The organism is Paenibacillus sp. VMFN-D1, assembly GCF_003386155.1.
Lineage (GTDB): Bacteria > Bacillota > Bacilli > Paenibacillales > Paenibacillaceae > Paenibacillus_AQ > Paenibacillus_AQ favisporus.
On sequence record NZ_QRDU01000011.1, the window covers coordinates 15,845 to 40,764 of the forward strand.

A 24,920-nucleotide genomic window follows, 5' to 3' on the forward strand; every position below is an offset into this window, starting at 1 on the left:
CACGCTTTGCGATGAACGTCCCGTTCTTCCAAAGCGTGTTTCTGTATGCGTTACAACCGTTATTTCTTCTCAGCCAACCACTGGGCCACATTGGCGATCTCTTCAGCTTTCAACTTGTCTTTAAAGGATGGCATGCCGCCCTTACCTTTAGTGATAATGGTGTAAATCTCTTCAGCGGACAGTTGGCTTCCGATCTTTTGAAGGTTCGGGCCTACGGCACCCTGAAGCTGATCCCCGTGACAGCTAATGCAGCCTTGGTCTTTAACCACAGCTTCGGCCGCTGCGGCGTCCATCGTGACTTCCGGCATGGTCGGCTTCTCTTCTTCCGCCACCTGCTCTTTGCCTGGAAGCGTAAACATGAGCACAATTGCCATAACCACTGCGATCGTTAATACACCGCTCATGATCCATTTTTGCATCCGTTTTCGTCCTTTCTATGTAAACTGTCATTCTTCATTCCTTCATTATAACGGAACAAGCCATCACATCAAATAGTTTGTGTCAAAAAAGCAAACGAATCCAAACTTGGGGCCACCAAAAATACACAAATTTGTACCATTTTTATGATGATGGAGTTTTCAAGTTAGATCCCTTCATAGACCATACAGTGAAACAGCTGTTCACCTTCTGGGGTCAGCTTGGGGTAGGTATCAGCGATGACAAACCCCGACTTCCGGTAAGCCCGGATGGCCCGCTTATTCCATGTATGCACTTCAAGGTCGATTTCGTCCCCAGGCCGTTTATCACGGGCAGCGCCGACCACAGCCTGCATAAAGCTCTTACCCAGCCCCTGGCCGCATAAATCAGGCCGCATGCCAACACCAAGCCGGGTCACGCCTGCCAAGGGAAAGAACTGCGCGAACCCGCACAAGGTATGTTCAGCATCCAGGACGGACACATATTGGCTTTGCCTCACCTCAGGATCACCAAATTCGACGCCAAGCGCCTCCATCTGATCCCACGGCAGCCAGCCGTATAAATCGTATGGAGGTTCGTACACCCAGCCGCAGACGGCCTCAGCATGCTCCCGCGTCATCGGGACGATCATGAAGCTCTCATGTTGGAGGTTCATGTGCAGATCTCCCTTCCAGACCTCCCTGTAGGATTTGAACATTAGAGAAAAAATATTCCGGATTGTCCCAGATATCTGTTTAATTTCGGAATAGAGGGGTAAATGAGGAGTAGCGGGCGGGAATGGAAGGGTTACCCATTTCTGTCCGCAAAAAATCCCGCAAAAGGAGATTTCGGCAAAAATCTCATTCTACGGGATCTCGTACTCTTGCTTTACCTGCATTACTGGACGTCATCTACGTCCTCGGAATCGACGGCGGCGGTTTTGTATTTATCCGTACTCATGATTCGTTTGGCGCCAACGTAGCGGTTGACGTAGTAGCTGTCGCTCAGAGAGCTGATGATCACACCGCGAGAAGTGGAGGCATGTGCGAATTTTCCGTCGCCGACGTAAATTCCGACATGGGATACTCCGGCTCCCGATGTATTAAAGAATACCAAGTCGCCTGCTCTCAGATCACTGCGGGATACGGCCGAACCCATGCTGAACTGGGAACCAGACTGATGGGGCAGATCGATGCCCAATTGATCAAATACGTACATTGTAAATCCCGAGCAGTCAAATCCGCTTGTTGTGGTTCCGCCCGTTCTGTACTTGGTTCCGATCGCACTGTCGATCACTTTATCCATCTTGGAATCCGCGAAAGCGCTTCCTGTGCCGACCGTGAGCACGATGGCGAAACTCATGACTGCTGCTGCAAGCTTCTTCTTCAAGTAAAATACCCCTTCCGGCGCCTGCGAGGTTAGCTTAAGGATTCGGTAGAAGGCCCCCTATGATCCCTCTGAAGCAAGATCAATTCACCCATAACTGGTTCCCCCGCTTTCCTTAGTGTGAGGAAATTCGGCATGAACTTTTACACTATGTATAATTCCCTGTTACTTCTTATTCGTTCGCAACTTTGTGTCAGGTAAAGATTACAAAGTTGTTACTATCGCTGGGACTATTGTAACAAAGGAATCGGACTTTGGCAATTGTTTCTAACAGAAAAAGAAGATTTGTAGGAAAATTTATAGGAAATGATGTTTATTTGTTGGACGAGTGGGTAAAAGAAATGACAAGGGTGGAAAAAACAGGAGAAAACCGTGGATTTACTCATGTAAAAATTTTTTTTGAATTGCTGTTACCTTTTGGGTGGTTCGTACGTCTAATAAGTAACAACAAACCCGCGGGGCGATTTCGGCAAAAATCAGCGGCGCGGGTTGTTCTGGATATGCATTGTTTTCGAGAGATAATCAATTGTAAACCGCAGCTTGGTATTTGGCCGTACTCATGACCCGTTTGGCGCCAACGTAGCGGTTGGCGTAGTAGCTTTGGCTCAGTTTGCTGATGGTAACGCCTTTCGAAGAGGACGCGTGTGCGAATTTTCCGTTGCCGATGTAAATGCCGACATGGGAAACGCCTGCGCCTAGAGTGTTAAAGAAAACCAGGTCTCCTGCTCTCAGCTGGCTTTTGGAAACAGCGGTACCTGTTTTATACTGCGCAGCAGATTGACGCGGGAGGGTTAACCCCAGCTTTTGGTACACGTAACGGGTAAAACCGGAGCAATCGAAGCCGTTCGTAGTTGTTCCGCCGGTTTTGTAAGAAACGCCGATCGTGTTGTTAACGATGTGATTCAGAGATGAATCCGCAAATACGCTGCCGGTGCCCATGGAGAACGCAAGTGTAAGGCCCAGCGCTGCGGCTGCCAACTTCTTCTTCAAAAAAATAAACCCCTTCCAATGCCTGCGAGGTTAGCTTAAGGATTCGGTAGAAGGTCCCCTATGATCCCTCTGTAGCGAGATCAATTCACCCAAAATTGGATCCCCCGCTTCCTGGTGCCCGGGAATTCGGCTCGTGATGATTGCACCGGAAATGGACATGCTGACAAGTTACCTATAATCGTACATACCAATCAAATGAACGGACAAATGATGAAATCAGTTACAGCAAAGTCAAAATCGTTACAGCAAAGATTACAAAGTTGTTACTAAGTTCGTACTCGGATTATTTTAACAGAGGATTTATACTTTGGCAAATGGTTAACAATCATTTTACAACAAAAACCCCGCCTCTTTTCAACAGAAAGAGACGGGGTTCTTCTTTTATCAGCGGATTAAAGTGATGACAAAATTTTAACTATTCCGAAATATTTTTTTTCGTACGGTTCATTTGCTGATGCCACAAATCATATTGGGAGGAGATATTCCATAATTTAAAGATACAGCTGACCATATGATAGCCCTGTTGGATAATCAGGGTGGCAAGCCCTGCCCAGATCAGAGAGACGCTGCTGGTAATGCCATACAAGAGCAGGCTGACCGCGCCCAGCAGAACGGATATGCCGATGACCGGCAGCGCGCTTCGCAGGCAGATCCAGAGTGAGGAGAACATGCTGGTTCCACCGGTTTTGCCAAACTGCATGAACAGAATCATCTGATGGACGATGTAGCAGTACAGAAGCCAGACTGCCATGTACGGGATGCAGTGAAGCAGCTGGGCATGGTTTTGGATCGCGCTGAGCAGGATTGGATACATCTTCGGGATCATCCAGTATAACGGAGCGGCGATAAGCACCCATTCGATCAGGTGAAAAAGAAACACCGTTTTGCCGTGCAGCTTCATGCCCTGGAAGAAAAACAGTCCGCGTTCCCCCTGATGCTCCCGGTGCAGGCCGTAGAAGATACCCGCGTGGATAAAAGGGGTCAGCAGCACGCGTAGGGCGACCATCCCCAACAAAACCCATAGGTAGGTATGCACGGTGCTGCTTTGGGTCAAGCTCATTTGTCCCTCCACATAATAGAGGACCTGGCTGAGTTCGGTCGGCGGGGGATCGGGATACCGCATCAGCAGCGGCACGACCGCCGAATCGATCAGACGGTACAGGAAGTAGCCCCAGAGCAGCTGGTACAGGAACATGATGATCATGACATAAAATTGGTCTTTGACGCTTTTCCAACCGTTAACAATATAGGATTTCACTGCTCTCACCTCACCAGGACAGACTTCCAAGCAGGGTTTCAATCAGCTTGGTAATGCTTACGTTCCAGCGGAGGAGCACTTTATGATCCATGTCCGCCTTCAGGTAGTTGTTCACATGTTTGTTTTCCAGCACGACCGTATAGCCGGGATCGATCATGGCCCAGGCCAGCGGGGAGCTGTATGTCAGCTTGAACTGGGTGCTGGCGTTCTTTACGTCCCAAACCTTTTTGATCTGATGCCCGTCCGTAAATGTGAACAGAATCGGCACCTGCGGCAGATCGCCGCCCTTTTTGCTGACCTTCACCATAGAATCGTAGCGGGGCTGCGCCGAATCCTTATCCTTGCGCACCGTAATTTCATCGACCGAAAAATCGGCCATCTGGCTGCCATATACATATTGATCGAAGAAGGTCTGCCACGACTTGCCGGTTACCTGTTCGACCACCTTTTGAAAATCAGCCGTGGCAGGATGTTCGAAACGGTATTTCTTCGCATAGGTGGACATGATTTTCTTCATGGTCTGGGCGCCGGTCAGCGTCTCCATTTCTTTCAGGACCATCTTGCCACGGTAATACACGTTCAGCGCATATTGATTCTGCGACGTATATTTCCAGGCGTCCTGGGTCAGCGGCGCAGGCGAAGCGATGAGCGAGGACTGGATCGGCAGATTGGGGATGACGCCGTATTCCTGCTCCATCAGCTTATCCTCAGCGTAGGAGGTGAAGCCTTCGTCCAGCCAGGCCTCCTCGAACTCGTTGCTGGCGATCATGCCGTAGAAGTACTGATGGCCGATTTCATGGATGACGGTCCGCTCGAGGTCGTAACCCGGGGAGTCGTCCTTGGCCCCGAAGGCCGTAATCAGCGTCGGATACTCCATGCCGCCTGCCCCATTGCCTGCTTCGGGCGGAACGACGATAGACAGGGTGGAATACGGATACTTCCCGTACCATTTGCTGAAATATTTAAGCGCGGCCTTGGCGGCGTAGAAATAGCGCTCCTTCAAATCCTTGTGGGCGGGATCGAGATACAGCTTGATCCGGACCCCGGGCACCTCCGCTGAAGAGAACGGCTCCTCGGCGACGATAAAGTCGGGGGATGCGGCCCAGGCAAAGTCATGTACGTCGTCGGCGTAGAACTGATAGATCTTCTCGCCGTTCTTGATCTGTGAGTTCTGTACCGGGAAACCGGTTGCGGCCACCGTGTAGTTCTTCGGTACGTGAATGCGGACGCTGTAAATGCCGAAATCGGAGTAGAATTCCGAATTGCCGTGGTACTGGTGCAGGTCCCAGCCCTCGCTCGTCCGGCCGCGCGTTCCCACGGGCTCGTAGACGGCGATTTTGGGGAACCACTGCCCGGCCATGACAAAGTTGCCGGCGGTCCCCATTCGGGCGAAGATTTTGGGCAGTTGGACTTCGAATTGCATGGTCAGCGTGATGCTTTCGCCTGGTTTCACCGGCCGCGGAAGACGCACCTTCATCAAGGTCTTGTCCTTCGTATTGCCGTCATCCGGCTGCACGTATTGAATCCGGTGCATCAGCGACAGACCGTCGGCAGTCTTCATCGCAGTCAGGGTCATGGACCCAAAGCCGTCGGCAGGCATCGTGTCATTGCGCAGCTTACCGCCGGATTCCTTCATAAACGTCGTATCCATGGAAGCGAAGGCGTTCGGATAGAGGTGAAAATACAGCTCGTTTACCGTTTTTTTGCCGGGATGAGTCCAGGTCAGGGTCTGGGTTCCTTTAATTACCCGGCTATCCGGATCAAGGGTCGTATCGATGTGATATTCCACCACCCGCTTGCTGAGCACCTCCGCGGTCGGCTGCTGGACGCTCTCCATCGGTGACGGAGGCTTGTAAGCCGCTGGAGGCTTGGCCTTATCCGGAGCGTAGGAAGGCATGGACTCGGGCGAATCCTTAAAGACGAACCACAGTGTTCCCGTAATCAGGAGTACAAGAACGAGAAAGGATAAAAAGACGAGTTTGGCGCGTGCTGGGGCCATATACGAATACCTCCCGTTGACAAGCATCTACAGCATGTATATGTTGGCTTTCCAGCGATTATTAGTTAAAATAAAATTAAGTTGGACGGGTATCCACAAATCGCGGAGGCGCAGCGCAGCGTTTCTGTTTTCAAATAGGAGGAACATCGGAAATGGACAACAAGGAACAGGTAGGCAAGAAGCCCATCGCACTGAATATCGTCAGCGGCAAGAGCAAGCACAAGATGGGTTTTGGGGCAGGCTCTATCGATCTGAACAACATTTCTCCAGTCATTATCGACCGCGGCGAAGCCGTCATCGATATCGGAGCGATGCACGCCAAGAGCAAGCCGGAGCGCCGCATTCGCTTTACGCCGAACCGGGAGGAAGTCCCGAACGGACGCCAGGTGTGGATCGTATGGGTCGCGGTGGACCGGAACGAGGATGGACAATTCTACGGCGGTGCCACGGCCAGTGAGATGTGGATCGATGAAGAAGAGAGACGGGGCTGGAAAATCCTTGCCGATCACGTGAACCGGATGGATGCCGCGCTGAAGCGGAAATTTATGCTGGACGAATTGGGATCTGAGGAAAAGACGCTGCTGAAGAACCTGCTGGTGTCGCATAATGAGCAGTGGTGGGAAGCTTCGCCGGATGAGCTGAAGAAGGCGCTGGAGGTATAGCGTAAATCGCGGGCTCTCCTCGTTATAAGAACAAAGGACCTGTTCCTGCTGACGGATGTATCGATCCGTGGGCAGGGCAGGTCCTTTTTTGCATGGCATGAAGGGTCATGGTCTCGTGTACAGCACGGAATTAACCCCTTAGCGAAAAAGGCAGCGGCTCAGGGGCTTTGACCGACACGTACGGATGGCCGTCGATATAAAACCGCCACGGCTTGAGGGCGTACTCCTCCGCGTAATCAATATTGATCCGTGGAGACTGGATGATCGGGAGCTCATCAGCCCGGTCGCCGGACTCAAGCCGCAGCGGGCTGTCCGCATGACCGAGTGCGCAGCCGTTCAGGCTGCGGTCGATCCGCAGCGCGCGGCACAGCTTGCCGGGGCCGTTGCACAAGTTGGCGGCTTTGCCGGAGACGCTGCCCCGGTACCGGCGCATCAGCTCGGCGTCATGCCCGCTTAGCGGCTCCACCGCCCGGATGAGCACGGCCTGAGGGTCGTCCGCGTCGCCGACGACAACGTTGACGCAGTGGTACATGCCGTAGATTAAATACACGTAGGCCAAGCCCCCGGCGGCAAACATCGTCTCGGTCCGGGCGGTGCGCCGGTTGCCGTAGGCATGGCTCCCTTTGTCTTCGGCGCCGCCGTAGCTCTCGGTCTCCACGATCCGGCAGCGGATTTCTCCGTCTTCGGTCTCCCGGACCAGCGTCTGGCCGAGCAGGCGGGGCGCGGCTTCCAGCGCGGTCATGGCGAGAAGCGAAGGGGAGATCAGCCGGCCGCCCTCGTTACCCGGGTTCATCATCAGGATCACCTCTTCGGGTTAGTTCATTCTATATATATAACCGGAATTGAGCGCGAAAGGCAAAAGGTAACCCCGCAAGCATGGCTTGAATCCTTGGTCCGGTGTATCGGGCTCCCTGGGAGAGGGGGCCCGCCAACCGAAGCACTTCGGAAGAAGGCAAAAAAGGGAGCGGCTTTACCGGCTCCCTTTTTCAAATATGGTTTTCGGGCAGTACTCAGCCTAGTCTAGCCCCGAACCTTTATAACGCGCTGCGTTTAGTCGGTCAGCCACCGCTTAAAGTCGGACCACCAGGAGTGTTCTTCGGCCTTGTTTTTCACGTCCGGCTGTTCCTTCTTCCCGCCGTGAAGCGAGCAGTATTCGGTCGGCTCCGTACCTGCGATGAATACCTCAAGCTTCTTGTGGGGACAATCGGCCGTGGCGAGCTTGCCGGATTCTTCATCAATATAGACGCTGACGACGCCGCTCGGAATCGTGAAAATTTTGGGCGGTACGTTCTCCAGCGCTTTCTCGGTGTACTGGGCAAAAATGGGCGCTGCCCGGTGGGCGTCCGTCGTCGTAATCGTTTTGCCCTTGTCAAAACCGACCCATACGGCGGTCGCAAGCTCCGGCGTATATCCGACCAGCCAGGCGTCGGTATCGGTCGTTCCGGTTTTGCCGGCCACGGGACGCTTCATGATGGAGGATACGCGGTTACCGGTCCCGCCGGATTCAAATACGCTCTCCATCAGATGCGTCAGCACGTAAGCCGCCGCCGGATCGACGACCTGCTCGCCGGCGGGCTTTGGAGCCTCGTAGATTACCTCGCCGGCGGCATCAGTAATCTTCAGTACGGCGACCGGCGGGATCCGCTTGCCGTTGTTGCTGATCACCGCAAAGGCGGACGCCATTTCGAACGGACTGATTGGCGAGGTACCGAGCGCCAAGGAGGGGACGGACTCGAGCGGGCTGACGATGCCGAGCTTGCGCGCCGTGGCGATCACGTTATCCGCCCCGATCTTCAGCATCGTATTGACCGCGTAGATGTTGTCCGAGGCCGCGATGGCCTGCTCCATGTTGATCTCGCCCAAATATTTGTCTCCATAATTACTGGGCTGATACGTTTTCCGGTTGTTGTCGTAGTGAAACAGGGTCGGTTCGCTGTTAAACGTCGTGAGACCCGTCATCGTCTTTGAAGACAATGCCGTTAAGTACATAATCGGTTTGAAGGAGGAGCCTGGCTGGCGCGTCTTGGCCAGCGCATGGTTGTACTGGCTCTCCTTGTAGTTCTTGCCGCCGACCATCGCTTTGACATAGCCGCTCCGCGGGTCGATCGACACGAGCGCGGTCTCCAAATCGCTGGCCGAATCCATGCCTTTGGCCACCGCCTCCTCAGCCGCGGCTTGGGCATGCGGGTCCAGGGTCGTATAAATGTTAAGACCGCCATGATCGAGCATGTCCTCGCTGATGCCGAGCTGGCTGGTCACCAAATTTTTTACATAATCCCGAAAATACGGCGCCGTCAGGTTGGATTTCTGCTGTCCCTGCGGTTTGATCGCCAGCTTCTCGGCTGCAGCCTGGTCCGCCTCCTTCTGGGTGATATCACCGGTGGCCAGCATGGTGCCCAGGACGATCTTCTGCCGTTTCTTGGCATTATCCAGGTGGGTGTAGGGCGAGTAATAGGTTGGCCCCTTGGGAATCCCGGCCAGCATCGCGCTTTCCGCCAGGTCGAGATCTTTGGCCGGCTTGCCGAAATACATCAGGGAGGCTGCTTCGATGCCGTAAGCGCCGTGACCGTAGTAAATTTCGTTCAAATACATTTGAAGGATTTCATCCTTGGTATACTTCATCTCCAGCTGAGCGGTGTACATGGCTTCTTTGATTTTGCGGGACCATGTTTTTTCATGGGATAAATATAGATTACGGGCAAGCTGCTGCGTCAGGGTGCTTGCTCCCTGAACCCGGGCCATATGCTCCAGGTTGACGAGTGCCGCGCGTCCCATGCCCTCCAGGTCAAACCCGAAATGGCCGTAGAACTTGCGGTCCTCCACCGACAGGGTCGCCTTCACGAGCAGCGGTGAAATTTGATTGAGCTTGATGGGTTCGTAGCTGCGCCCGCTGGCCGAAAACGTGGCGATAATGTCGCCTTGACTGTCCAGAAGGCGCGAATTGCGGTCCGTATCGGCAAGCGGAAGGTTTTTTTGATACAGCCAGCCGAGCAGAACGCCCCCTGCGATCAGAAGGAGGACGACCATGCCGGTGAAGAGCTTTAGCATCAACAGGAACCGGTTTTTCCGTTTGGGCCGCCGCGTGAATAGGTTCGCCATGTACTGTAGCCCCTTTCCTTACTTAAAGAGAATGGAATGTATAGCTTTTCAGCGGAGCTGAACAATCTGATACTTTCATTATGGGAAATGCAGGCAGCAGATATTCACGCCGGGCCCGGGATTCACGGGAAAAGCGCTCGGCCTTCCGGTCATGCAGGGCGAGGGGGCATACAGGGCCACCTGAGGGATAAAAATCCCGTGCTGACGCGGCCTCAGTCAGGGGACGAAGCGTTAGGAAAGTGTTTCTTTACACGAATTTCTTCTATCGCGTATAATTCAAAGGATGTGTTTATACATCGGCAGTTTGGTACAATAAAGAAGATGTACGTGCTACTCGAGAACATGCGGCAGGGAAGATCAATCCCTCCTTTATCCTGGGAAAGAAAGAAGGTAATGACGATGGAATTGTGGTTCACGGAGAAACAGACGCCCGCATTCGGTATTACTGCCAAAATCAAACAAACGTATGTAAATGAAAAAACCGATTTTCAGGATCTGGCCATGGTAGAGACTGAAGAGTTTGGAAATATGCTGCTGCTTGACGGAATGGTCATGACGACCGAAAAGGATGAATTCGTATACCATGAAATGGTGGCGCACCCGGTGCTGAATACGCATCCGAATCCGAAGCATGTCCTCGTCGTAGGCGGGGGAGACGGCGGCGTGATCCGCGAAATCATCAAGCATTCGAAAGTGGAAAAAGCCGTGCTCGTCGACATCGACGGCAAAGTTATCGAGTACTCGAAGAAGTACCTGCCGTCCATCGCGGGCAAACTGGAAGATCCGAAGGTGGAAGTCCTGGTGAACGACGGCTTCATGCACATCCACGAGCACAAGAACGAATACGACGTCATTATGGTAGACTCCACGGAGCCTGTAGGCCCGGCTGCACCTCTGTTTGAACGCGGCTTCTACCAAGGCATTTATGAAGCGCTGAAGGATGACGGCATTTTCGTGGCACAAACGGACAACCCTTGGTTTAAGGCCGACTTGATCCAAAAGGTGAACAAGGATGTGAAGGAAATTTTCCCGATCGTGCGCGTTTATGCGGCGAACATCCCGACATATCCGAGCGGCTTGTGGACATTTACGATGGGCAGCAAAAAATACGATCCGCTTGAGGTGGACGAGTCGCAAATTCCGGAGATGGACACGAAGTACTACACGCCACGCCTGCACAAGGCGGCTTTCGTATTGCCTAAATTTGTGGAAGATCTGACGAAATAGGGGGAGGCAACATCATGAAACTAGACCAAGCTTATTCGGGCAACGTATTTATTTGCAGCTCGGACGATTACGAAAATTCCAAGGCGGTCATTTACGGCATGCCGATGGACTACACGGTCAGCTTCCGTCCGGGATCCCGGTTCGGTCCGGCGCACATCCGCCAGGCTTCCGTGGGTCTGGAGGAATACAGCCCTTACTTGGATAAAAGCATTCTGGATCTCAAATACTTCGACGCCGGCGATCTGCTGCTGCCGTTCGGCAATGCAGGACGCAGTCTCGAAGTGATCGGCGAGTACGTGGGCAAACTGCTCGGCGACGATAAATTTCCGATCGGGCTCGGCGGAGAGCACTTGGTGACCTGGCCGGTCATCCAGCAAATGTACGCGAAGTATCCGGATCTGATCCTGATCCACATCGACGCGCATGCCGACCTTCGCGAGCAGTACGAGGGCGAGCCGCTGTCGCACTCGACGCCGGTCCGTAAAGCAGCCGGGCTGATGGGCGGCAAGAACATCTACCAATTCGGCATCCGCTCCGGTTCGCGCGAGGAGTTCCAGTATGCCCGCGAGAACATTAACTTCTATCCGTTCGACGTGGCGGCTCCGCTTCGGGAGGCCCTGCCGCAAATGGGCAATCGTCCGGTATACGTCACGATCGACATCGACGTGCTCGATCCGTCGGCGGCGCCCGGAACGGGAACCGCGGAAGCGGGCGGCATCACTTCCAAGGAATTGCTGGAGGCGGTGCACCTGATCGCCAATTCCGAAGTCAACGTGGTGGGCTGCGACTTGGTGGAAGTGGCTCCGGTCTACGACCATTCGGAGCAGACCCAGATCGTGGCGGCGAAGCTGATTCGCGAAATGCTGCTCGGATTTGTAAAATAAAGAAACGTAAAGAAGCACCCGAGGCTAACCGGGTGCTTCTTTGTTGTGCCATCGTACGAGGATGGTGATCCGAGATAAAGCTATGAGAGCTGCAAAGCTAGTCCAAGCTTTTGCTCAGTTTGACGATTTGGTTCCAGCCGTCGTCGATGCTGATTTTCCCGAACATGATCGACTGCGTGATGTTGTCGTATTCCTTCGTAAAATTGGCCCAGCCGCCTTTATTGCCGGGACCCGGGTCGAACGCGGCCCCGTCCTTGGACACTTCGTTGATCAGGCCCAGTGCATTTTTGTCGACATCGGTGAACTTAGGCTTGAGCGCATCAGCGACGGTCTTGTTGACTGGAATCCCGCGGGAAGTGCCGAGGATGTCGCCGGCTTCCTGGCTGTTGACGAACCAGTCGATGAACTTCTTGGCTTCGTCTTTATACTGGCTGTTGGGGCTGACGCTCCAATACATGGAGGCTTTGAGCCATCCGCCCGCCTGTGTCCCCCGCGGCTGGGTCGTCAGCGCCATAACGCCCGGCTTCAGGGCGTCCGTTCCGCCGAATTCCGCGGCATGCGCGCCCCGGAGCAGAATTTTCTCCTGAATGAGCAGATCCATCTGAGCGTCCTGCGATTTATCCGACACCGTCACATCCGGCGGAGGCACAAGATGGTCCTTGCGCAGCTGTGCCCATTTGTTCATCCAATCTTTCCAGGTGGTTTCGTCGTAGTGGAACTTCCCGTCCTTGCTCATCGAGAAGCCTTTGCCCATGCTCAATTGATAGGACATGTAGGATGCGCCGTCTGCCGTCAAATCCCGGGTCAGGTATTGGTCTTTGGCCAATTTCGGCTTCAAGTCGCGCGCCATGGCGAAAAACTCATCCCATGTCTTGGGAGGTTGAACCCCGAGGCTGTCCATGATCGTCTTGTTGTATACCATGCCCCAGGCGTTGTTGCCGAGCGGCATCGCGTACAGCTTGCCTTGATAGGTGCCGGTTTCGAGCAGGGCCTTGTCGATGTTATCCGTCGGAATGGACGAGAGATCCTCCAACCGGCCGCTGGAGGCCCAGTCGTTGAACCAGGCGGCATCCATCTGGAAAATATCCGGGGTGTTTTTCCCTGCGGACTGGGTGGAGAGCTTGTCTTGGTATCCGTCGAACGACTGGTATTCCGGCTCGAATGTGATACCCGGGTTGTTTTTGGAGTATAAATCGAGCGCTTTCAAAGTTGCGTCGTGACGGGCCTGTGATCCCCACCACATGATCCGCAGCGTGATGGACTTGCCGTTTCCGGTGCCCGCAGCTCCGGTTTCTTCCTTCTTGACCCCGCTGCAGGCGGACAGGACGAGGGACAGCATAAGGACGGCCGCAGTGCCTGCGGCAAGACGTTGCCATGATTTTCTCATTGGTTGAACCTCCCTTAAGTAACGGAACTCTTTCTTGCTCTAAGGTACCAAGCCGAGGAACATCCGCGTAGCGGACGATCCTACAAATCGTTTCAGTATTTTACGAATAACGGTGAACTGCCGGCTGCGTTTGTCCTGTATGCTGGGCGGATCCAGGATCGGCTGGAGCTGCGTTAGGCCCGGTAGAACTCGGTCGGACTGCGCCCGGTATGCTTTTTGAACAGCGTGGTAAAGTACGGTACGTTGCGGTATCCGACCCGCTCGGCAATTTCGGCGATGAGCAGCTTTTTCTCCAGGACCATGCTCTTGGCTTTTTCCATCCGGACCCGGGTCAAATAATCGCCGAACGTCTCGCCGGTGAACTGGCGGAACAGGGTGCTCAAATAATTTTTGGAAATATAGACCTGATCGGCGACATCCTGGAGGTGGATGTTTTCGGCGTAATGCTCGTGAATGTACTGAATGATAAACTCCACCGTTTCCTTATGCTTCAGGTTCTCATTGGGAGTAAACCGGCGGCAGATCCGCTTAACCTTCTCCGCCACCCAGGCCTTCCACTGCTGCGCGTTTTCTATCAATCCCAGCTCCTTGGATAGATCCGCAGGAGGCAGCTCGTCGTCAAGCTTGTGGCCGGAATCGTACAGCGTGAAAGAGAGGATGGCAAACAGCTGTGTCCCGAGGGCTGCCAGCTCGCCGGGAGATAGCTGTGCCACGCCGCTGTCGCTGCTTGCGAAATCCTCCAGCGCCAGCAGGGCCCGTGGCTCATCGAAGGTCCGAACCGCATCCGCCATTTCCTGAAAAAATCGGACCGGCCGCACGTTTCGCGCTGCCGGATGCCGGAAGCCGGCTTCGGTGTAGACGTAGACGCAGGGATGGTTTGCATCAGGCTCTCGCCGCTCGGCCAGGGCCTGAAAGGCCTCTTCCGTGGAATCCGCAATAGCCGTCCAATCGTCTTTCCGGAGGCCCGCCCCGATACGCAGCTTGACCTGAAGGTAACGGTCCACTGACTCAATTATGCGTCCGGCCAGCGCCAGCACCTCGGAGCGAAACGCTTCTGCGGGCCAGGAAAGGGGCTTATGCAGCAGCAGAGTCATATGGTGACTATGCAGCTCTAAAAAGTAGCTCCTCAGTCCATCCTGCCTGGCCAGCTCCTCGACCGTATTACCGACGGCAAAGCGGAACAGGTGCCAGTCCCGGGCAGAGATGCCCTCCGTCCGCCCCTGCCGCTTGATTTCCAGGGCCAGCATCATGAACTGCGCGCCTTTCCAGCCAAGCCGGTCCAGCATCCGGTACGGCCCGGTCGGTGGGGAAAAGGTCCCGCCCGTGAGGACCGATTTTACCCATTCCCGCTCCAGGTAGGGCTCGTACTGCATCAGCCGTTCCTGAAGCTCCTGCTCCCGGTTCTCTGCCGCTCTTTTCTCCGACAATTCGGCGATTACGCGCTGCAGTACCTCACGGATCGTAGCCGGTGAGGCCGGCTTGGGCAAATAATCGTCAACCTGCAGCCGCAGCGCTTTGCGGGCATAATCAAAGTCCGAGTAGCCGCTTAAGATGATGATTTTGCCATCAAACTGCTGCTTGCGAAGCTGCTCGATCATTTCCAGCCCGTTCATGACCGGCATATAGATGTCCGTAATGACGATATCCGGCTTGGCAGCTCTGATCAGCCGGAGCCCCTCTTCACCGTCCATGGCCTCCCCGATGGGTCGGATGCCGAGCTGCTCCCAGGGAATGAGCCGCGACATCCCCCCAAGCACCTGCCGGTCGTCATCCACGATCGCGAGTGTCCACATCACTTCGTCCTCCTTCCAAATCCGGTTGCTGCGTCAGCTTCGGAAGATAAATTTCCGCCTCGGTGCCTGATCCGCCGGTACGATTCCGGAGCGATACGCCAAAGGGCGGACCGAAAAATACTTGAATGCGCTCGGTTACATTACGGATGCCGTATCCACCCGTCGGATGGCGCCTCCGGGTCTTCCAATCGTCCCGCAGGCCGACGCCGTCATCCCGGATCCGGATCCGGATGCCGCGGTCCTCTTGCACGGCATTCAGGACGATTCGGCCATGGCTGCGTCCATGGAAGCCGTGCACGATGGCATTTTCCACGAAGGGCTGCAGGGTCAGCTTTGGAATCAGCAGCTGCCGCAGATCCTCCGGACAGTCGATCTCCCAGTCCAGACCCTGGCCCCTTTTGAACTGCTGAATTTTCAAATAGCATTCGACGTGAAGCAGCTCATCCTGCATCGGGATCAAGGATTCGCCGCCGGACAACCCGATACGGAACATTTGCCCCATTAGTTCAAGCACCCGGCTGATCTCCTCCTGGCCGGCCTCCAGCGCCATCCAGTTCAGCTGATCCAAGGTGTTGTAGAGAAAATGGGGGTTGATCATCGCCTGCAGCGCCTTGATTTCCGCCTCGCGCTGCGCCTTGTACTGCTGTTCCAGCGATTGGTACAGCGTCTCGATCCGTTCGGTCAGCTTGCGGTAGCCGCTGAAGAGGCTGCCGAATTCGTTGCGGTATTCCGTAGGCAGCGGCAGCCCCTTCTTGCCGGGATTGAACGCCTGCATCAGCTGGACCAGCTTCCGGATCGGCACCGTGAAATTCCTCGAAAGGAACAGCGTGAAAAATACCGACAGCAGGATGGCGGCCGCTCCGATCACAGCCATGGTCCATGCCAGGCGGACACTTCCGCCTGTGATGTCCTTCCATGGTGTAAGCTCGACCAGCATCCAGCTGCCGGGGGCTGTGCGGGACCAGACGGTCAGCATGTTCTTCTCCGGAAGCGAGCCTGCCGCTTCCAGCAGCTGATGCGCATGGCCGGCATCTCCGCTGACCTCCTTCAGGATGGCATCGATTTCTCCGGGAGGCGGAGCGATCCGGGTGTGCATGATCATCCGGCCGCCGGAATCGAGCAGCAGCCGGCTGGCCGAGGAATTGTCCTCAGTCAGGATATCCTGCAGAAACTTGACGCGGACGTTGATAATGAGGATTCCGCGGTTTACCCCGTCCGGCGTCGTGATTTTACGGATAAAGCTGATGACCTGTTGTTTCCCCTGCGGCGAGCCGACCTCCCGCTGTCCGATCCAGACGAAGTCGGCCTTGTCGACGGCCGGGTACCAGCTTTCCCGGCTGGCGTAATTCAGCGGAAGGTACTGAATGTTCGCGTTGGGGTCGACTTGCAGCGGATCGCTCATATAAATCTGAAAGGAGAACATCGAGCGGGAGCTGTTCAGCATCGGTGCCAGATAATCCCGGTTCAGCTCGTCCCTGGCCGTTTTGCGGGCATAATAATCTCCTTTCATCGTCAAATAATTGACCAGCGGGGAGTTGATGGCTACAGCGAGCGAGGTCTGCTCCACGGCGCTCATCTGGTCGGTGAGCTGTTTGTTGAGCTGCTGCAGCACCGCCTGTTGATACATGGAGGCGCTGTCCGCCTGCTCATTGGCGGAGAACCGGTAGCTGACGATCATCATGATCGTGATCAGAACCGCGATAAAAGCGGCAAAGCTGAAGAAAAACACATAATCGATACGGAACATGCGAAACGGATTCATGGCTTTTCCCCTCCTCTTGGGTGCGGCGAGGCCATAGCGTTAACGCGCTGCTATCCCAAAGCGGCCGTTCACGGCGCGCCGGGAGAGAGACTTACGTTCACGATACGGTCCGGAAGAAAAGCATGGAATGAGCGAGTCCCCGTGACTTTCGTTTATTGCGCTCCAGGATGACTAGCCTTTCAGCCCTGACGTAGCGATGCCCTCGACAAAATGCTTCTGCGCCAGGAAGAAGATCACGACCGGCGGCAGCACGGAGAGCAGGGACACGGCGAGCAGCTGACCCCACGGCACGGCCGACTGGGAATCGATGAACATTCGGAGCGCCAGCGGGACGGTATATTTGTCCACGGTGTTCAGATAAATCAGCGGACCGAAGTAATCGTCCCAGCCCCAAATAAACGAGAAGATCATGACCGTGATCAGCGCCGGCAGGGTCAGCGGCATGACGATGCGCAGGTAAATGCCGAACCAGGTGCAGCCGTCGATTTTCGCCGACTCGTCAAGTTCCCGCGGAATGCCCCGGATGAATTGGACGATCAGAAAAATAAAGAAGGCTCCCCCCATGGCCGACGGGACGATCAGAGGCAGATACGTATTGATCCAATCAAAAGAATGGAACATCGTATACTGCGGGATGAGCGTGACCTGGCCCGGCAGCATCAAGGTCATCATCAGGATGGAAAACCACAGCCCTTTCAGCGGAAAGGTCAGCCTGGCGAAGCCGAAGGCCACCAAGCTGGCCGAGATGACGTGCAGCACCGTGGTCGCCACGTTCAGCTTGAGGCTGTTCATGAAGAAGCGTGTAAACGTATACTTGGGCAGCGCGTTCCAGCCTTCCGTATAATTCTGCCACAGCCATACTTTGGGGAACAGGGAGGGCAGGCTGATCTCGGCCGTCGATTTGAAGGAGGCGCCGATCCACCAGAGTACGGGGTAGAACATCACAAAGCAGAACACGATCATCAGAATATGAACCAGCCAATTTTGTTTTTTCAGAACGCCTGTCATTTGCGACCCTCCGTTTCCGTTTCGTAGAACACCCAATATTTGGACGCGATAAAATTAATCGCTGTGGCGATACCGATAATGACCAGCAGGATCCAGGCCAGTGCCGAGGCGTAGCCCATCTGCAGCGAACCGAAGGCTTTGTTGTACAGGTACAGGGCAAACATTTCGGTCGAATTGACCGGACCTCCGTTGGTAACGACAAACGCTGAGGTGAACATCTGGAACGCGTTGATGATCCCCATGATCAGGTTGAACAGGATGACGGGCGACAGCATGGGCAGCGTAATCCGGATGAATTTGCGAAAAGGTGTGGCCCCGTCCACGGAGGCTGCTTCGTACAGCTCCCCGGGAATTTGCTTAAGACCAGCCAGAAAAATAATCATCGACGAGCCGAACTGCCACGCCGTCAGCAGCACCAGGGTTCCGAGGGCAGTGGAGGGCGTTCCGATCCAGTTCTTCGGGGCGATGCCGACCAGAATCACAAGATGGTTGATAAATCCGTTGAGGCCGAAAATGTTGCGCCACAGCACGGCCACCGCCAGGCTTCCCCCGATCAGGGACGGCAGATAAATGATCGTGCGGTAGAAGGAAATACCCCGGATATTCCGGTTGAGCAGCATAGCGACCAGCAGCGCCGCCAGCAGTTTCAGGGGAACCGAAGTGATTACGTACAGGAAGGTCACCTTCAGCGAATTGAAAAAGAGCCGGTCCTGCGAAATATCCTGATAATTTTTGAGCCCGATCCAGCGGGCTGGTTCCAGCAGGGAAAACTCGGTGAAAGATAAATAGAAGGATTGAATAATGGGCCACAGCTGTAAAATGAGAAAGCCCAGCAGCCAGGGGGCGATGAACAGGTAGCCGGCCAGCGGGGCGTTCCAGCGTCCTTTCAACGTTTTGGCAACCGTTTTCATGTTTTTGCCCGGCTGGGCCTTGTCCGCCGCCGGTATCGTTTGTGCATTCAAAATCAATCACCTCACGCCTTTTAGTAGCTCTCATTGTATCGTGGGCTGAACCTTGCCTGTAGTCGAAGGATGCACAAATTCTTTCACTATTGAATGGTGTTTGCTCCTGTTTGGCTTGCTTCGCTCTCTTGTTTTGCGCTGTGCGCAAAGCCAAAGTCGCTCACCAATCCAAACACTCGCATGCATGAGGAAGAGGACGTTTTTTTGCGAGTGGGGAATCCCCAAAGAGGGTAATGTAATCGATATGGAGGTGTCGTTATGATCATGAAAAAGCTGCTTAGAAGCTCTTCCTTGGCTGCCGCTGCGCTTATGCTGATGATGCCGGCGGGCTGGGGACTATCCCCAACGCAGACTTCGGCCGCCGCCGCGGCGCCTGCTCCCTGCGGAAGCGGCGATCACGGCCTGCTTCAGCAAGAGCAGAAACAGCATATGGAGGAAGGCGCGGACCCGCTTCATTTTACCGATATTCAGTTTCTGAACGGGTCGACGGGCCGGGCGGCAGGAACCGGGTTTATGATCGGCACATCGGATGCGGGGTGCCACTGGCAGGAAATTTACACGGGGAAGTGGAATTTTGCCCAGATTAAATTTACGGACAACGTGAACGGCTGGGTCATCGCCACCCTGCCTTCCCATCAGACCACACATCTGCTCAAGACGGTGGACGGCGGATCGCATTGGAAACCGGTGTATACGGCCAATCTGCCGTTTAACCGGCTGGAAGCGCTCGGCAAGAATACGGTGTACGGCTACACGCAAAATGGCGCCTACCGGACCGAGAATGGCGGGAACAGCTGGGTGAAAATCCCTACGCCGGCCAATACGAGATATGCCACGTTTCTGGATAAGAACAACGGGTATGTCCTAGTTATAGTTCCCGGCTCTGGCTATAAAGTACTGGGCACGGCCGACGGCGGGCACAGCTGGAGCACAAAGCTGAACGTGAAGTTTGACTCCCCGTACCCTGCGGGCGGACAAATATACAGCAAGGACAATCAGGTCTGGGCGCTGTTCTATGGCGGCTCAGGCATGTCCCAGGTATCCTATTCGCTATATGGCAGCACGGATCAAGGCGTACATTGGAAGCGTGTCATCGCCCAATCCACGGCAGGCGGAGGCCCGGCTCCCGGCAGTGGGGCCGCTGTCGTTAATCAGGGGCCGGCCCAGCCAGGCGGACACCCCGGCAACATGCAGCTGATCGGCAAGGAGACGGCCTTTCTGTCCGGCGGCTCTCCGGCGGGCGGCATGGTGTCTGTCGGAGTGACTTATAATGGAGGAAAGACGTGGAAGAACGTAAAGCCGTCCATTCATGGTTACGATTCACGGATCTCCTTTACGGACGGCAAGACGGGCTGGCTAGTGGTGACCAGCGCTACCAAATCGTCGATTTATGCCACCCATGACGGCGGTGCCAGCTGGAACCGGAAGTTTGCATTTAAGGAAGCGTTGAATCCTTAGACGGAAGTAACAAGGTACGAATGAAGCTGCAGTAACAGTCATAAGGCGGGGCTGCCGGTTAACACTGGCGGTTCCGTCTTTTTTTCGATGGCGGCGTGGGTTTCCCGGAATACGAATCCCCGGCACTGTGAAAGCTGTACAGTAGCGGCAGTCTGCGGCAGTCACGGTTTGTATTGAATTGATACAGCGAACTGGATATAGTAGTACAATAGGAAAGAATAGATTGGAGTATTGCGTAATGCCAGATGCCAGAAAAGCTACTGTCCGTCTGCGCAGCCGTCATGACGGCCAGGAGGTCAACCAGGAGATGACGGCGCAGGTATTTGCCCGCGGACAAGCTCTGTATGTGATGTACGAGGAGCCGGAAGCGGATTTGCAGGGGCGGAAGACCAAAACGACAGTGAAAATCGGCGCAAACAGCCTGAAAATGATCCGGCACGGCGCCGTGGAGTCAGAGCAGTCTTTTCAGGAGGGGCAGCGGCTTCCCGGCTTTTACCGTTCGCCTTATACGTCCTTTAACCTATCGACGGATACGCGCTCCCTCAAGATGGACCTGGACGGAATGACAGGGGAAATCAGCTGGGCGTACGATCTATATGTATACGAGGAATGCACAGGGCATTTCACCATCAGCTTTTTTATACAGGAGGATAATCAATCATGACACTCAATCCACTCGAACAGATTCACCAGCTGGTTTTAGAGGCGGTCAAGGACGCGGTGGTCGCCGCCGGGCTGGCCAGCCGTGAAGAGCTCCCCAGCATTACGCTTGAGGTGCCGAAAGATAAATCTCACGGGGACCTGGCCACCAACGCCGCCATGCAGTTGACCCGGATCGCGAAGAAAAACCCGCGCCAGATCGCCGAAGCGATCCTGGAGCATATCGACGTAAAGAAGGCGTCCATCGAGAAGGCCGAAATCGCCGGCCCGGGCTTCATTAACTTTACGCTGAACAAAAGCTATCTGTACCCCGTGATCGAACAGGTCTACGCGCAGGGCGAGGACTATGGACGCGTACAGCTCGGTCAGGGACAGCGCGTGCAGGTCGAGTTCGTCAGCGCCAATCCGACCGGCAGCCTGCACTTGGGACATGCCCGGGGAGCCGCCGTCGGCGACGCCCTGTGCAACATTTTGGACTTTGCCGGGTATGAAGTAACCCGCGAATACTATATCAACGATGCGGGCAACCAGGTCGAAAACCTGTGCAAATCGATCGAAGCCCGGTACCTGCAGGCGCTTGGACAGGATGCGGAAATGCCTGAGGATGGATACCACGGCGAGGATATCAAGGGATTTGCCAAGGAACTCGTCGCCGAGAAGGGCGAGTCCCTGTTGTCCATGGATCCGGGCGAGCGGACGGCGTTCTTCCGTTCGTACGGCCTGGAGAAGGAGCTAGGCAAAATCAAACGCGATTTGGCACGCTTCCGGGTACATTTTGACGAATGGTTCAGCGAGACTTCCCTGTACGAGAAGGGACTCGTTGAAGCATCTCTGGACGAACTGAAAGCCAAAGGCCAGGTGTACGAGCAGGACGGTGCTACTTGGCTGCGGACGACTGAATACGGGGACGACAAGGACCGTGTATTGGTGAAAAATGACGGCACCTACACGTACCTGACACCGGATATCGCGTATCACCGGGACAAATACAACCGCGGCTACGACCGTATGATCAATATTTGGGGAGCCGACCACCACGGCTATATCCCGCGGATGAAAGCAGCCATGCAGGCCATCGGCAACGATCCCGACAAATTGACCGTGCTCATCGCGCAGATGGTCAGCCTGTTCCAGAACGGGGAGAAGGTCAAGATGTCCAAGCGTACGGGGAAAGCCGTAACGATGGAGGACCTGATGGAAGAGGTCGGCATCGACGCCATCCGCTACTTCTTCACGATGCGCAGCATGGACTCCCACCTCGATTTCGACATGGATTTAGCCATTTCGACGTCCAACGAAAATCCGGTGTTCTATGTGCAGTACGCGCACGCTCGGATTTGCAGCATTTACCGTCAGGCGGAAGAGCAGGGCGTTGCGCTGCTTCCGCTGTCCGAAGTGGACCTCACGGTGCTGAACACGGAGCATGAGTATGACCTTCTCCGCAAAATCGGCGAGCTGCCGGAGGAAATCGCCTCTGCAGCGGCGGGCTACGCGCCGCACCGGATGATCCGTTACGTGTATGACTTGGCTTCGCTGTTCCACAGCTACTATAAGGCGCAGCGCGTTATCACCGAGGATGCCGCTCAAACGCAGGCGCGCTTCGCCCTGCTCGGCGCCGTGCGGACCGTTATCGCTAACGTGCTGAGAGTCGTGGGCGTATCCGCTCCGGAGAAGATGTAATTCCTTCTTCCCCATTTGAATACGCCGAACATATGAAAGGCCGTCTCCGGTATTTGCCGGAGGCGGCCTTTTTCAACAAATGCTAAATATTGTAGTTATTTGGCATGTACGTGAGCAGAAGCTCCGTTTGTCCTGAGCGGTACAGCCGCTCTCGTCTAGCTTGGATTATTTTTGCGTTTCATGCCTTCACGCAGCAGCCGGTAGGCATTGATTTCACCGGTGTGCACGACGCGGGTTTGCCCCTTTCTCGGGCGCAGCGGCGTGGCGGTTGCGACGAGGAGCTCTTTAATTTCGGCCGGCGACAGGTCGGGGTTTTGGGCAAGCAGCAGCGCGATTGATCCGCTGACATGCGAGGTCGCCATGGAGGTGCCGCTCATCTCGTGGTACTTGCCGCGCGTCCAGGAAGAAATAATTTTATCGCCCGGCGCATAAATATCGATGAGGTCGCCGCGGTTGCTGAAGCTGGCGATGCGGCGGTTCCGGTCGGTCGCTCCCACGGATATGGTCTGCCCGTACCTTGCAGGATAGTCGATGCTCCGCCGTTTCCCGTCATTGCCGGACGAGGCGACGATCGAGATCCCGGCCGTATAGGCTTTGCCGACGATGTCCAGCAGCGCCTTGCTCTTGGTCTTCATGCCGAAACTCATATTGATGATGTGCATGCGGTTGCGGACGCACCAGTCGATTCCCTGGATAATGTCCGAGACATAGGCGGATCCGTTGTTGTCGAAGGCTTTGACCGGAAAAATCATGGACCGCGGGGCGACGCCGATCATGCCGTCGGGACCGTTCGCGGCAGCAATGGTTCCTGCAATGTGGGTGCCGTGCCCGTTGTCATCGAGAGGCAGCAGATGCCGGTGCAGCAGATTGATCCCTTTGGCCAGCGACTGGCGCAGATCGGGATGATAGTAGTCGGCCCCGGTATCGATCACTCCGATCCGGATGCGGTAGCCCGTCGAAGTGGACCAGGCTTTGGGAGCCTGAATTTGCTTGACTCCGTACGGGATGCCCGGGCTTTGGTTGACTTTGTTGTTCACCAAGGTATGGACCTGCATTTGGGTGTCTTCTTCAATAATAAGATCGTCATGATACTTGGACATCAACCTGCTGCTGACCGGAAACGGAGCGATCATGGCCTCGAGGAGATCGGACACCTGGATGCCGGGCATGTTCGGATACCGAAGGTGAAGCGTCTGCAGCCGATCCTGACAGGCATAGAAATGCCGCGGTTCGCGAAACCTGATAATATTTTTTTCTCCGGACGATACGGGACTCTCCATATCTTCAAGCAGCATCTGGATAAAATCGGTGTAGTCCATGTTGGGCAGTCCCCCTCATAATGAACCCTGCTTTTGCATTGTATGAGCGGGGAGTGCGGCAGGAGTGGGAACATGCCCTTTTTTGACGAAATAGGCCCTGCCCCGATGTCAAAAGCCGGAGGCGGACATAATATAGACTGAAGAGGCCATGGGCGTCTCTTTCCAGGTCCCGTGAGGAGTTTCTCCTTCGTGGGCGGATACAGTCGGAAGGCGGAGGATACTCCGCCTTTTCATTCGCCTTTTTTGGGACAACCTTGCAGCCTTCCTTTATGCACTTAAAACTTGCATTTTATTTATAAATAGGTTTTACTTAGTTTTGATAATGGATATGTTGTTATAAGTAACGATATATAAGGTGAACTTTGCGTGAGAGGAAGTGTCCGTAAGTGAGTAACTCACTCCAGCTTAAAATGGATCCCGAGAAAATCCGGGAAATGCCAATGGTCGACCTGGCCTTTGCCATTTTGAAGGCGGCTAATACGCCGTTTTATTATCTCGACCTGATGAAAGAGGTAGCCAAGCTTCGCGGTTTAACGGATGAAGAAGTTAAAGAGACCGTTGCGCAGCTATATACAGAAATTAATATCGACGGCCGATTTGCCTGCGTAGGAACGAACCTGTGGGGACTGAAGCGCTGGTATCCGATCGACCGCTCCGAAGATCCGATCAGCAGCTCCAAGCGTCCGCGCATCATTAACGATGACGACGATGATGAGGATGACGATTTCACGGACGAGGAAGATACGTTTGCTGAGGACAGCGACGATGATTTCGACCGGATCGACGAGGATCATGACGACATCTATTCCGATGACGATTCCGAGGAAGAAGTGGAAGATGACGAAGACGTGATGCTCGACGACGAGGACCTGGAAGATGAAGAGGCCGTTGAAGAGGATGAGGAAGAGGAAGAAGAAGACGACCTCGATGAGGAAGAAGATTAATTCCATTCGCAGAATCGCCAATCCTCTCTTGACACGGGACAAGGCA

21 protein-coding genes and 2 riboswitches are annotated in these 24,920 nt (G+C 54.8%); of the genes, 7 read left to right on the forward strand and 14 right to left on the reverse strand.

Annotated elements, in window-relative coordinates; translation table 11 throughout:
• Nucleotides 1-59: 59 nt before the first annotated feature.
• The 6 genes from C7820_RS32655 to C7820_RS32680 all read right to left on the reverse strand — a co-directional run bounded on the left by C7820_RS32655 (nucleotide 60) and on the right by C7820_RS32680 (nucleotide 6,029).
• Nucleotides 60-419 carry a c-type cytochrome gene (locus tag C7820_RS32655; RefSeq protein ID WP_076176938.1) on the reverse strand — a complete coding sequence of 120 codons (360 nt, stop codon included), beginning with the start codon at nucleotides 417-419 and terminating at the stop codon, nucleotides 60-62.
• A 164-nt stretch (nucleotides 420-583) separates the two neighbouring features.
• Nucleotides 584-1,072 carry a GNAT family N-acetyltransferase gene (locus C7820_RS32660; RefSeq protein ID WP_116234513.1) on the reverse strand — a complete coding sequence of 163 codons (489 nt, stop codon included), beginning with the start codon at nucleotides 1,070-1,072 and terminating at the stop codon, nucleotides 584-586.
• A gap of 221 nt (nucleotides 1,073-1,293) precedes the next feature.
• Nucleotides 1,294-1,785 (reverse strand): C40 family peptidase, encoded by a 492-nt coding sequence (locus tag C7820_RS32665; protein ID WP_373309650.1) that lies wholly within the window; start codon nucleotides 1,783-1,785, stop codon nucleotides 1,294-1,296.
• A gap of 3 nt (nucleotides 1,786-1,788) precedes the next feature.
• Nucleotides 1,789-1,928: riboswitch (cyclic di-AMP (ydaO/yuaA leader) on the reverse strand.
• Between the two features lie 376 nt (nucleotides 1,929-2,304).
• Nucleotides 2,305-2,772: a C40 family peptidase gene (locus C7820_RS32670; RefSeq protein ID WP_116234514.1), complete on the reverse strand. Its 468-nt coding sequence runs from the start codon at nucleotides 2,770-2,772 to the stop codon at nucleotides 2,305-2,307.
• A gap of 4 nt (nucleotides 2,773-2,776) precedes the next feature.
• Nucleotides 2,777-2,914: riboswitch (cyclic di-AMP (ydaO/yuaA leader) on the reverse strand.
• 273 nt (nucleotides 2,915-3,187) lie between these two features.
• Nucleotides 3,188-4,030 carry a hypothetical protein gene (locus C7820_RS32675; protein WP_116234515.1) on the reverse strand — a complete coding sequence of 281 codons (843 nt, stop codon included), beginning with the start codon at nucleotides 4,028-4,030 and terminating at the stop codon, nucleotides 3,188-3,190.
• A gap of 10 nt (nucleotides 4,031-4,040) precedes the next feature.
• Entirely contained in the window at nucleotides 4,041-6,029 is a 1,989-nt protein-coding gene (locus C7820_RS32680; RefSeq protein WP_116234516.1) for a M1 family metallopeptidase, read from the reverse strand.
• A 152-nt stretch (nucleotides 6,030-6,181) separates the two neighbouring features.
• Here C7820_RS32680 and C7820_RS32685 point away from each other — a divergent pair, with 152 nt between their 5' ends.
• Nucleotides 6,182-6,691, forward strand: coding sequence for a YwhD family protein (locus C7820_RS32685; RefSeq protein WP_089549436.1), 510 nt, complete (start codon nucleotides 6,182-6,184; stop codon nucleotides 6,689-6,691).
• A 130-nt stretch (nucleotides 6,692-6,821) separates the two neighbouring features.
• Here the strand turns inward: C7820_RS32685 and C7820_RS32690 are convergent, their stop codons facing one another.
• Nucleotides 6,822-7,487, reverse strand: coding sequence for a DNA-3-methyladenine glycosylase (locus C7820_RS32690; protein ID WP_116234517.1), 666 nt, complete (start codon nucleotides 7,485-7,487; stop codon nucleotides 6,822-6,824).
• A 254-nt stretch (nucleotides 7,488-7,741) separates the two neighbouring features.
• Nucleotides 7,742-9,790 (reverse strand): transglycosylase domain-containing protein, encoded by a 2,049-nt coding sequence (locus C7820_RS32695; protein ID WP_116234518.1) that lies wholly within the window; start codon nucleotides 9,788-9,790, stop codon nucleotides 7,742-7,744.
• A 399-nt stretch (nucleotides 9,791-10,189) separates the two neighbouring features.
• Between C7820_RS32695 and speE the strand changes: the two genes are divergently transcribed.
• Nucleotides 10,190-11,017, forward strand: a complete 828-nt coding sequence (gene speE / locus C7820_RS32700) for a polyamine aminopropyltransferase (RefSeq protein WP_076176946.1) — start codon at nucleotides 10,190-10,192, stop codon at nucleotides 11,015-11,017.
• A gap of 14 nt (nucleotides 11,018-11,031) precedes the next feature.
• Entirely contained in the window at nucleotides 11,032-11,901 is an 870-nt protein-coding gene (speB, locus tag C7820_RS32705; protein WP_089549432.1) for an agmatinase, read from the forward strand.
• A 97-nt stretch (nucleotides 11,902-11,998) separates the two neighbouring features.
• Here speB and C7820_RS32710 read toward each other — a convergent pair whose 3' ends face one another.
• From C7820_RS32710 to C7820_RS32730, 5 genes are all read right to left on the reverse strand, one after another.
• Nucleotides 11,999-13,288 carry an ABC transporter substrate-binding protein gene (locus tag C7820_RS32710; RefSeq protein WP_076176948.1) on the reverse strand — a complete coding sequence of 430 codons (1,290 nt, stop codon included), beginning with the start codon at nucleotides 13,286-13,288 and terminating at the stop codon, nucleotides 11,999-12,001.
• 173 nt (nucleotides 13,289-13,461) lie between these two features.
• On the reverse strand, nucleotides 13,462-15,081 hold the full coding sequence (locus C7820_RS32715; RefSeq protein WP_116234519.1) for a response regulator transcription factor: 1,620 nt from the start codon (nucleotides 15,079-15,081) through the stop codon (nucleotides 13,462-13,464).
• Complete coding sequence (locus C7820_RS32720; RefSeq protein WP_116234520.1) at nucleotides 15,056-16,843, reverse strand: cache domain-containing sensor histidine kinase; 1,788 nt, start codon at nucleotides 16,841-16,843, stop codon at nucleotides 15,056-15,058. Before C7820_RS32720 ends, C7820_RS32715 begins: the two co-directional genes overlap by 26 nt.
• Nucleotides 16,844-17,014: 171 nt before the next feature.
• Nucleotides 17,015-17,851: a carbohydrate ABC transporter permease gene (locus C7820_RS32725; RefSeq protein WP_076176951.1), complete on the reverse strand. Its 837-nt coding sequence runs from the start codon at nucleotides 17,849-17,851 to the stop codon at nucleotides 17,015-17,017.
• Nucleotides 17,848-18,813 (reverse strand): carbohydrate ABC transporter permease, encoded by a 966-nt coding sequence (locus C7820_RS32730; protein ID WP_076176952.1) that lies wholly within the window; start codon nucleotides 18,811-18,813, stop codon nucleotides 17,848-17,850. Before C7820_RS32730 ends, C7820_RS32725 begins: the two co-directional genes overlap by 4 nt.
• A gap of 258 nt (nucleotides 18,814-19,071) precedes the next feature.
• On the opposite strand from C7820_RS32730, the gene C7820_RS32735 reads away from it, so the two are divergent.
• From C7820_RS32735 to argS, 3 genes are all read left to right on the forward strand, one after another.
• A complete protein-coding gene (locus C7820_RS32735) occupies nucleotides 19,072-20,271 on the forward strand; it encodes a YCF48-related protein (RefSeq protein WP_116234521.1) in 1,200 nt (399 codons plus the stop codon).
• A 238-nt stretch (nucleotides 20,272-20,509) separates the two neighbouring features.
• Complete coding sequence (locus tag C7820_RS32740) at nucleotides 20,510-20,935, forward strand: YwiB family protein (RefSeq protein WP_076176954.1); 426 nt, start codon at nucleotides 20,510-20,512, stop codon at nucleotides 20,933-20,935.
• Nucleotides 20,932-22,611, forward strand: coding sequence for an arginine--tRNA ligase (gene argS, locus C7820_RS32745; protein WP_089549425.1), 1,680 nt, complete (start codon nucleotides 20,932-20,934; stop codon nucleotides 22,609-22,611). The genes C7820_RS32740 and argS overlap by 4 nt, the downstream gene beginning before the upstream one ends.
• Nucleotides 22,612-22,766: 155 nt before the next feature.
• On the opposite strand, the gene C7820_RS32750 is transcribed toward argS, so the two are convergent.
• On the reverse strand, nucleotides 22,767-23,930 hold the full coding sequence (locus C7820_RS32750; RefSeq protein ID WP_116234522.1) for a S8 family peptidase: 1,164 nt from the start codon (nucleotides 23,928-23,930) through the stop codon (nucleotides 22,767-22,769).
• A gap of 386 nt (nucleotides 23,931-24,316) precedes the next feature.
• On the opposite strand from C7820_RS32750, the gene rpoE reads away from it, so the two are divergent.
• Nucleotides 24,317-24,874 carry a DNA-directed RNA polymerase subunit delta gene (gene rpoE / locus C7820_RS32755; RefSeq protein WP_076176957.1) on the forward strand — a complete coding sequence of 186 codons (558 nt, stop codon included), beginning with the start codon at nucleotides 24,317-24,319 and terminating at the stop codon, nucleotides 24,872-24,874.
• Nucleotides 24,875-24,920: the final 46 nt, after the last annotated feature.

Excerpts from the sequence above, each read along its gene's own strand:
- C7820_RS32655 (WP_076176938.1), bottom strand. The coding sequence starts at position 419 with ATGCAAAAATGGATCATGAGCGGTGTATTAACGATCGCAGTGGTTATG.
- C7820_RS32660 (WP_116234513.1), bottom strand. The coding sequence starts at position 1,072 with ATGAACCTCCAACATGAGAGCTTCATGATCGTCCCGATGACGCGGGAG.
- C7820_RS32680 (WP_116234516.1), bottom strand. The coding sequence starts at position 6,029 with ATGGCCCCAGCACGCGCCAAACTCGTCTTTTTATCCTTTCTCGTTCTT.
- C7820_RS32685 (WP_089549436.1), top strand. The coding sequence starts at position 6,182 with ATGGACAACAAGGAACAGGTAGGCAAGAAGCCCATCGCACTGAATATC.
- C7820_RS32690 (WP_116234517.1), bottom strand. The coding sequence starts at position 7,487 with ATGATGAACCCGGGTAACGAGGGCGGCCGGCTGATCTCCCCTTCGCTT.
- C7820_RS32695 (WP_116234518.1), bottom strand. The coding sequence starts at position 9,790 with ATGGCGAACCTATTCACGCGGCGGCCCAAACGGAAAAACCGGTTCCTG.
- speE (WP_076176946.1), top strand. The coding sequence starts at position 10,190 with ATGGAATTGTGGTTCACGGAGAAACAGACGCCCGCATTCGGTATTACT.
- speB (WP_089549432.1), top strand. The coding sequence starts at position 11,032 with ATGAAACTAGACCAAGCTTATTCGGGCAACGTATTTATTTGCAGCTCG.
- C7820_RS32710 (WP_076176948.1), bottom strand. The coding sequence starts at position 13,288 with ATGAGAAAATCATGGCAACGTCTTGCCGCAGGCACTGCGGCCGTCCTT.
- C7820_RS32715 (WP_116234519.1), bottom strand. The coding sequence starts at position 15,081 with ATGTGGACACTCGCGATCGTGGATGACGACCGGCAGGTGCTTGGGGGG.
- C7820_RS32720 (WP_116234520.1), bottom strand. The coding sequence starts at position 16,843 with ATGAATCCGTTTCGCATGTTCCGTATCGATTATGTGTTTTTCTTCAGC.
- C7820_RS32725 (WP_076176951.1), bottom strand. The coding sequence starts at position 17,851 with ATGACAGGCGTTCTGAAAAAACAAAATTGGCTGGTTCATATTCTGATG.
- C7820_RS32735 (WP_116234521.1), top strand. The coding sequence starts at position 19,072 with ATGATCATGAAAAAGCTGCTTAGAAGCTCTTCCTTGGCTGCCGCTGCG.
- C7820_RS32740 (WP_076176954.1), top strand. The coding sequence starts at position 20,510 with ATGCCAGATGCCAGAAAAGCTACTGTCCGTCTGCGCAGCCGTCATGAC.
- argS (WP_089549425.1), top strand. The coding sequence starts at position 20,932 with ATGACACTCAATCCACTCGAACAGATTCACCAGCTGGTTTTAGAGGCG.
- C7820_RS32750 (WP_116234522.1), bottom strand. The coding sequence starts at position 23,930 with ATGGACTACACCGATTTTATCCAGATGCTGCTTGAAGATATGGAGAGT.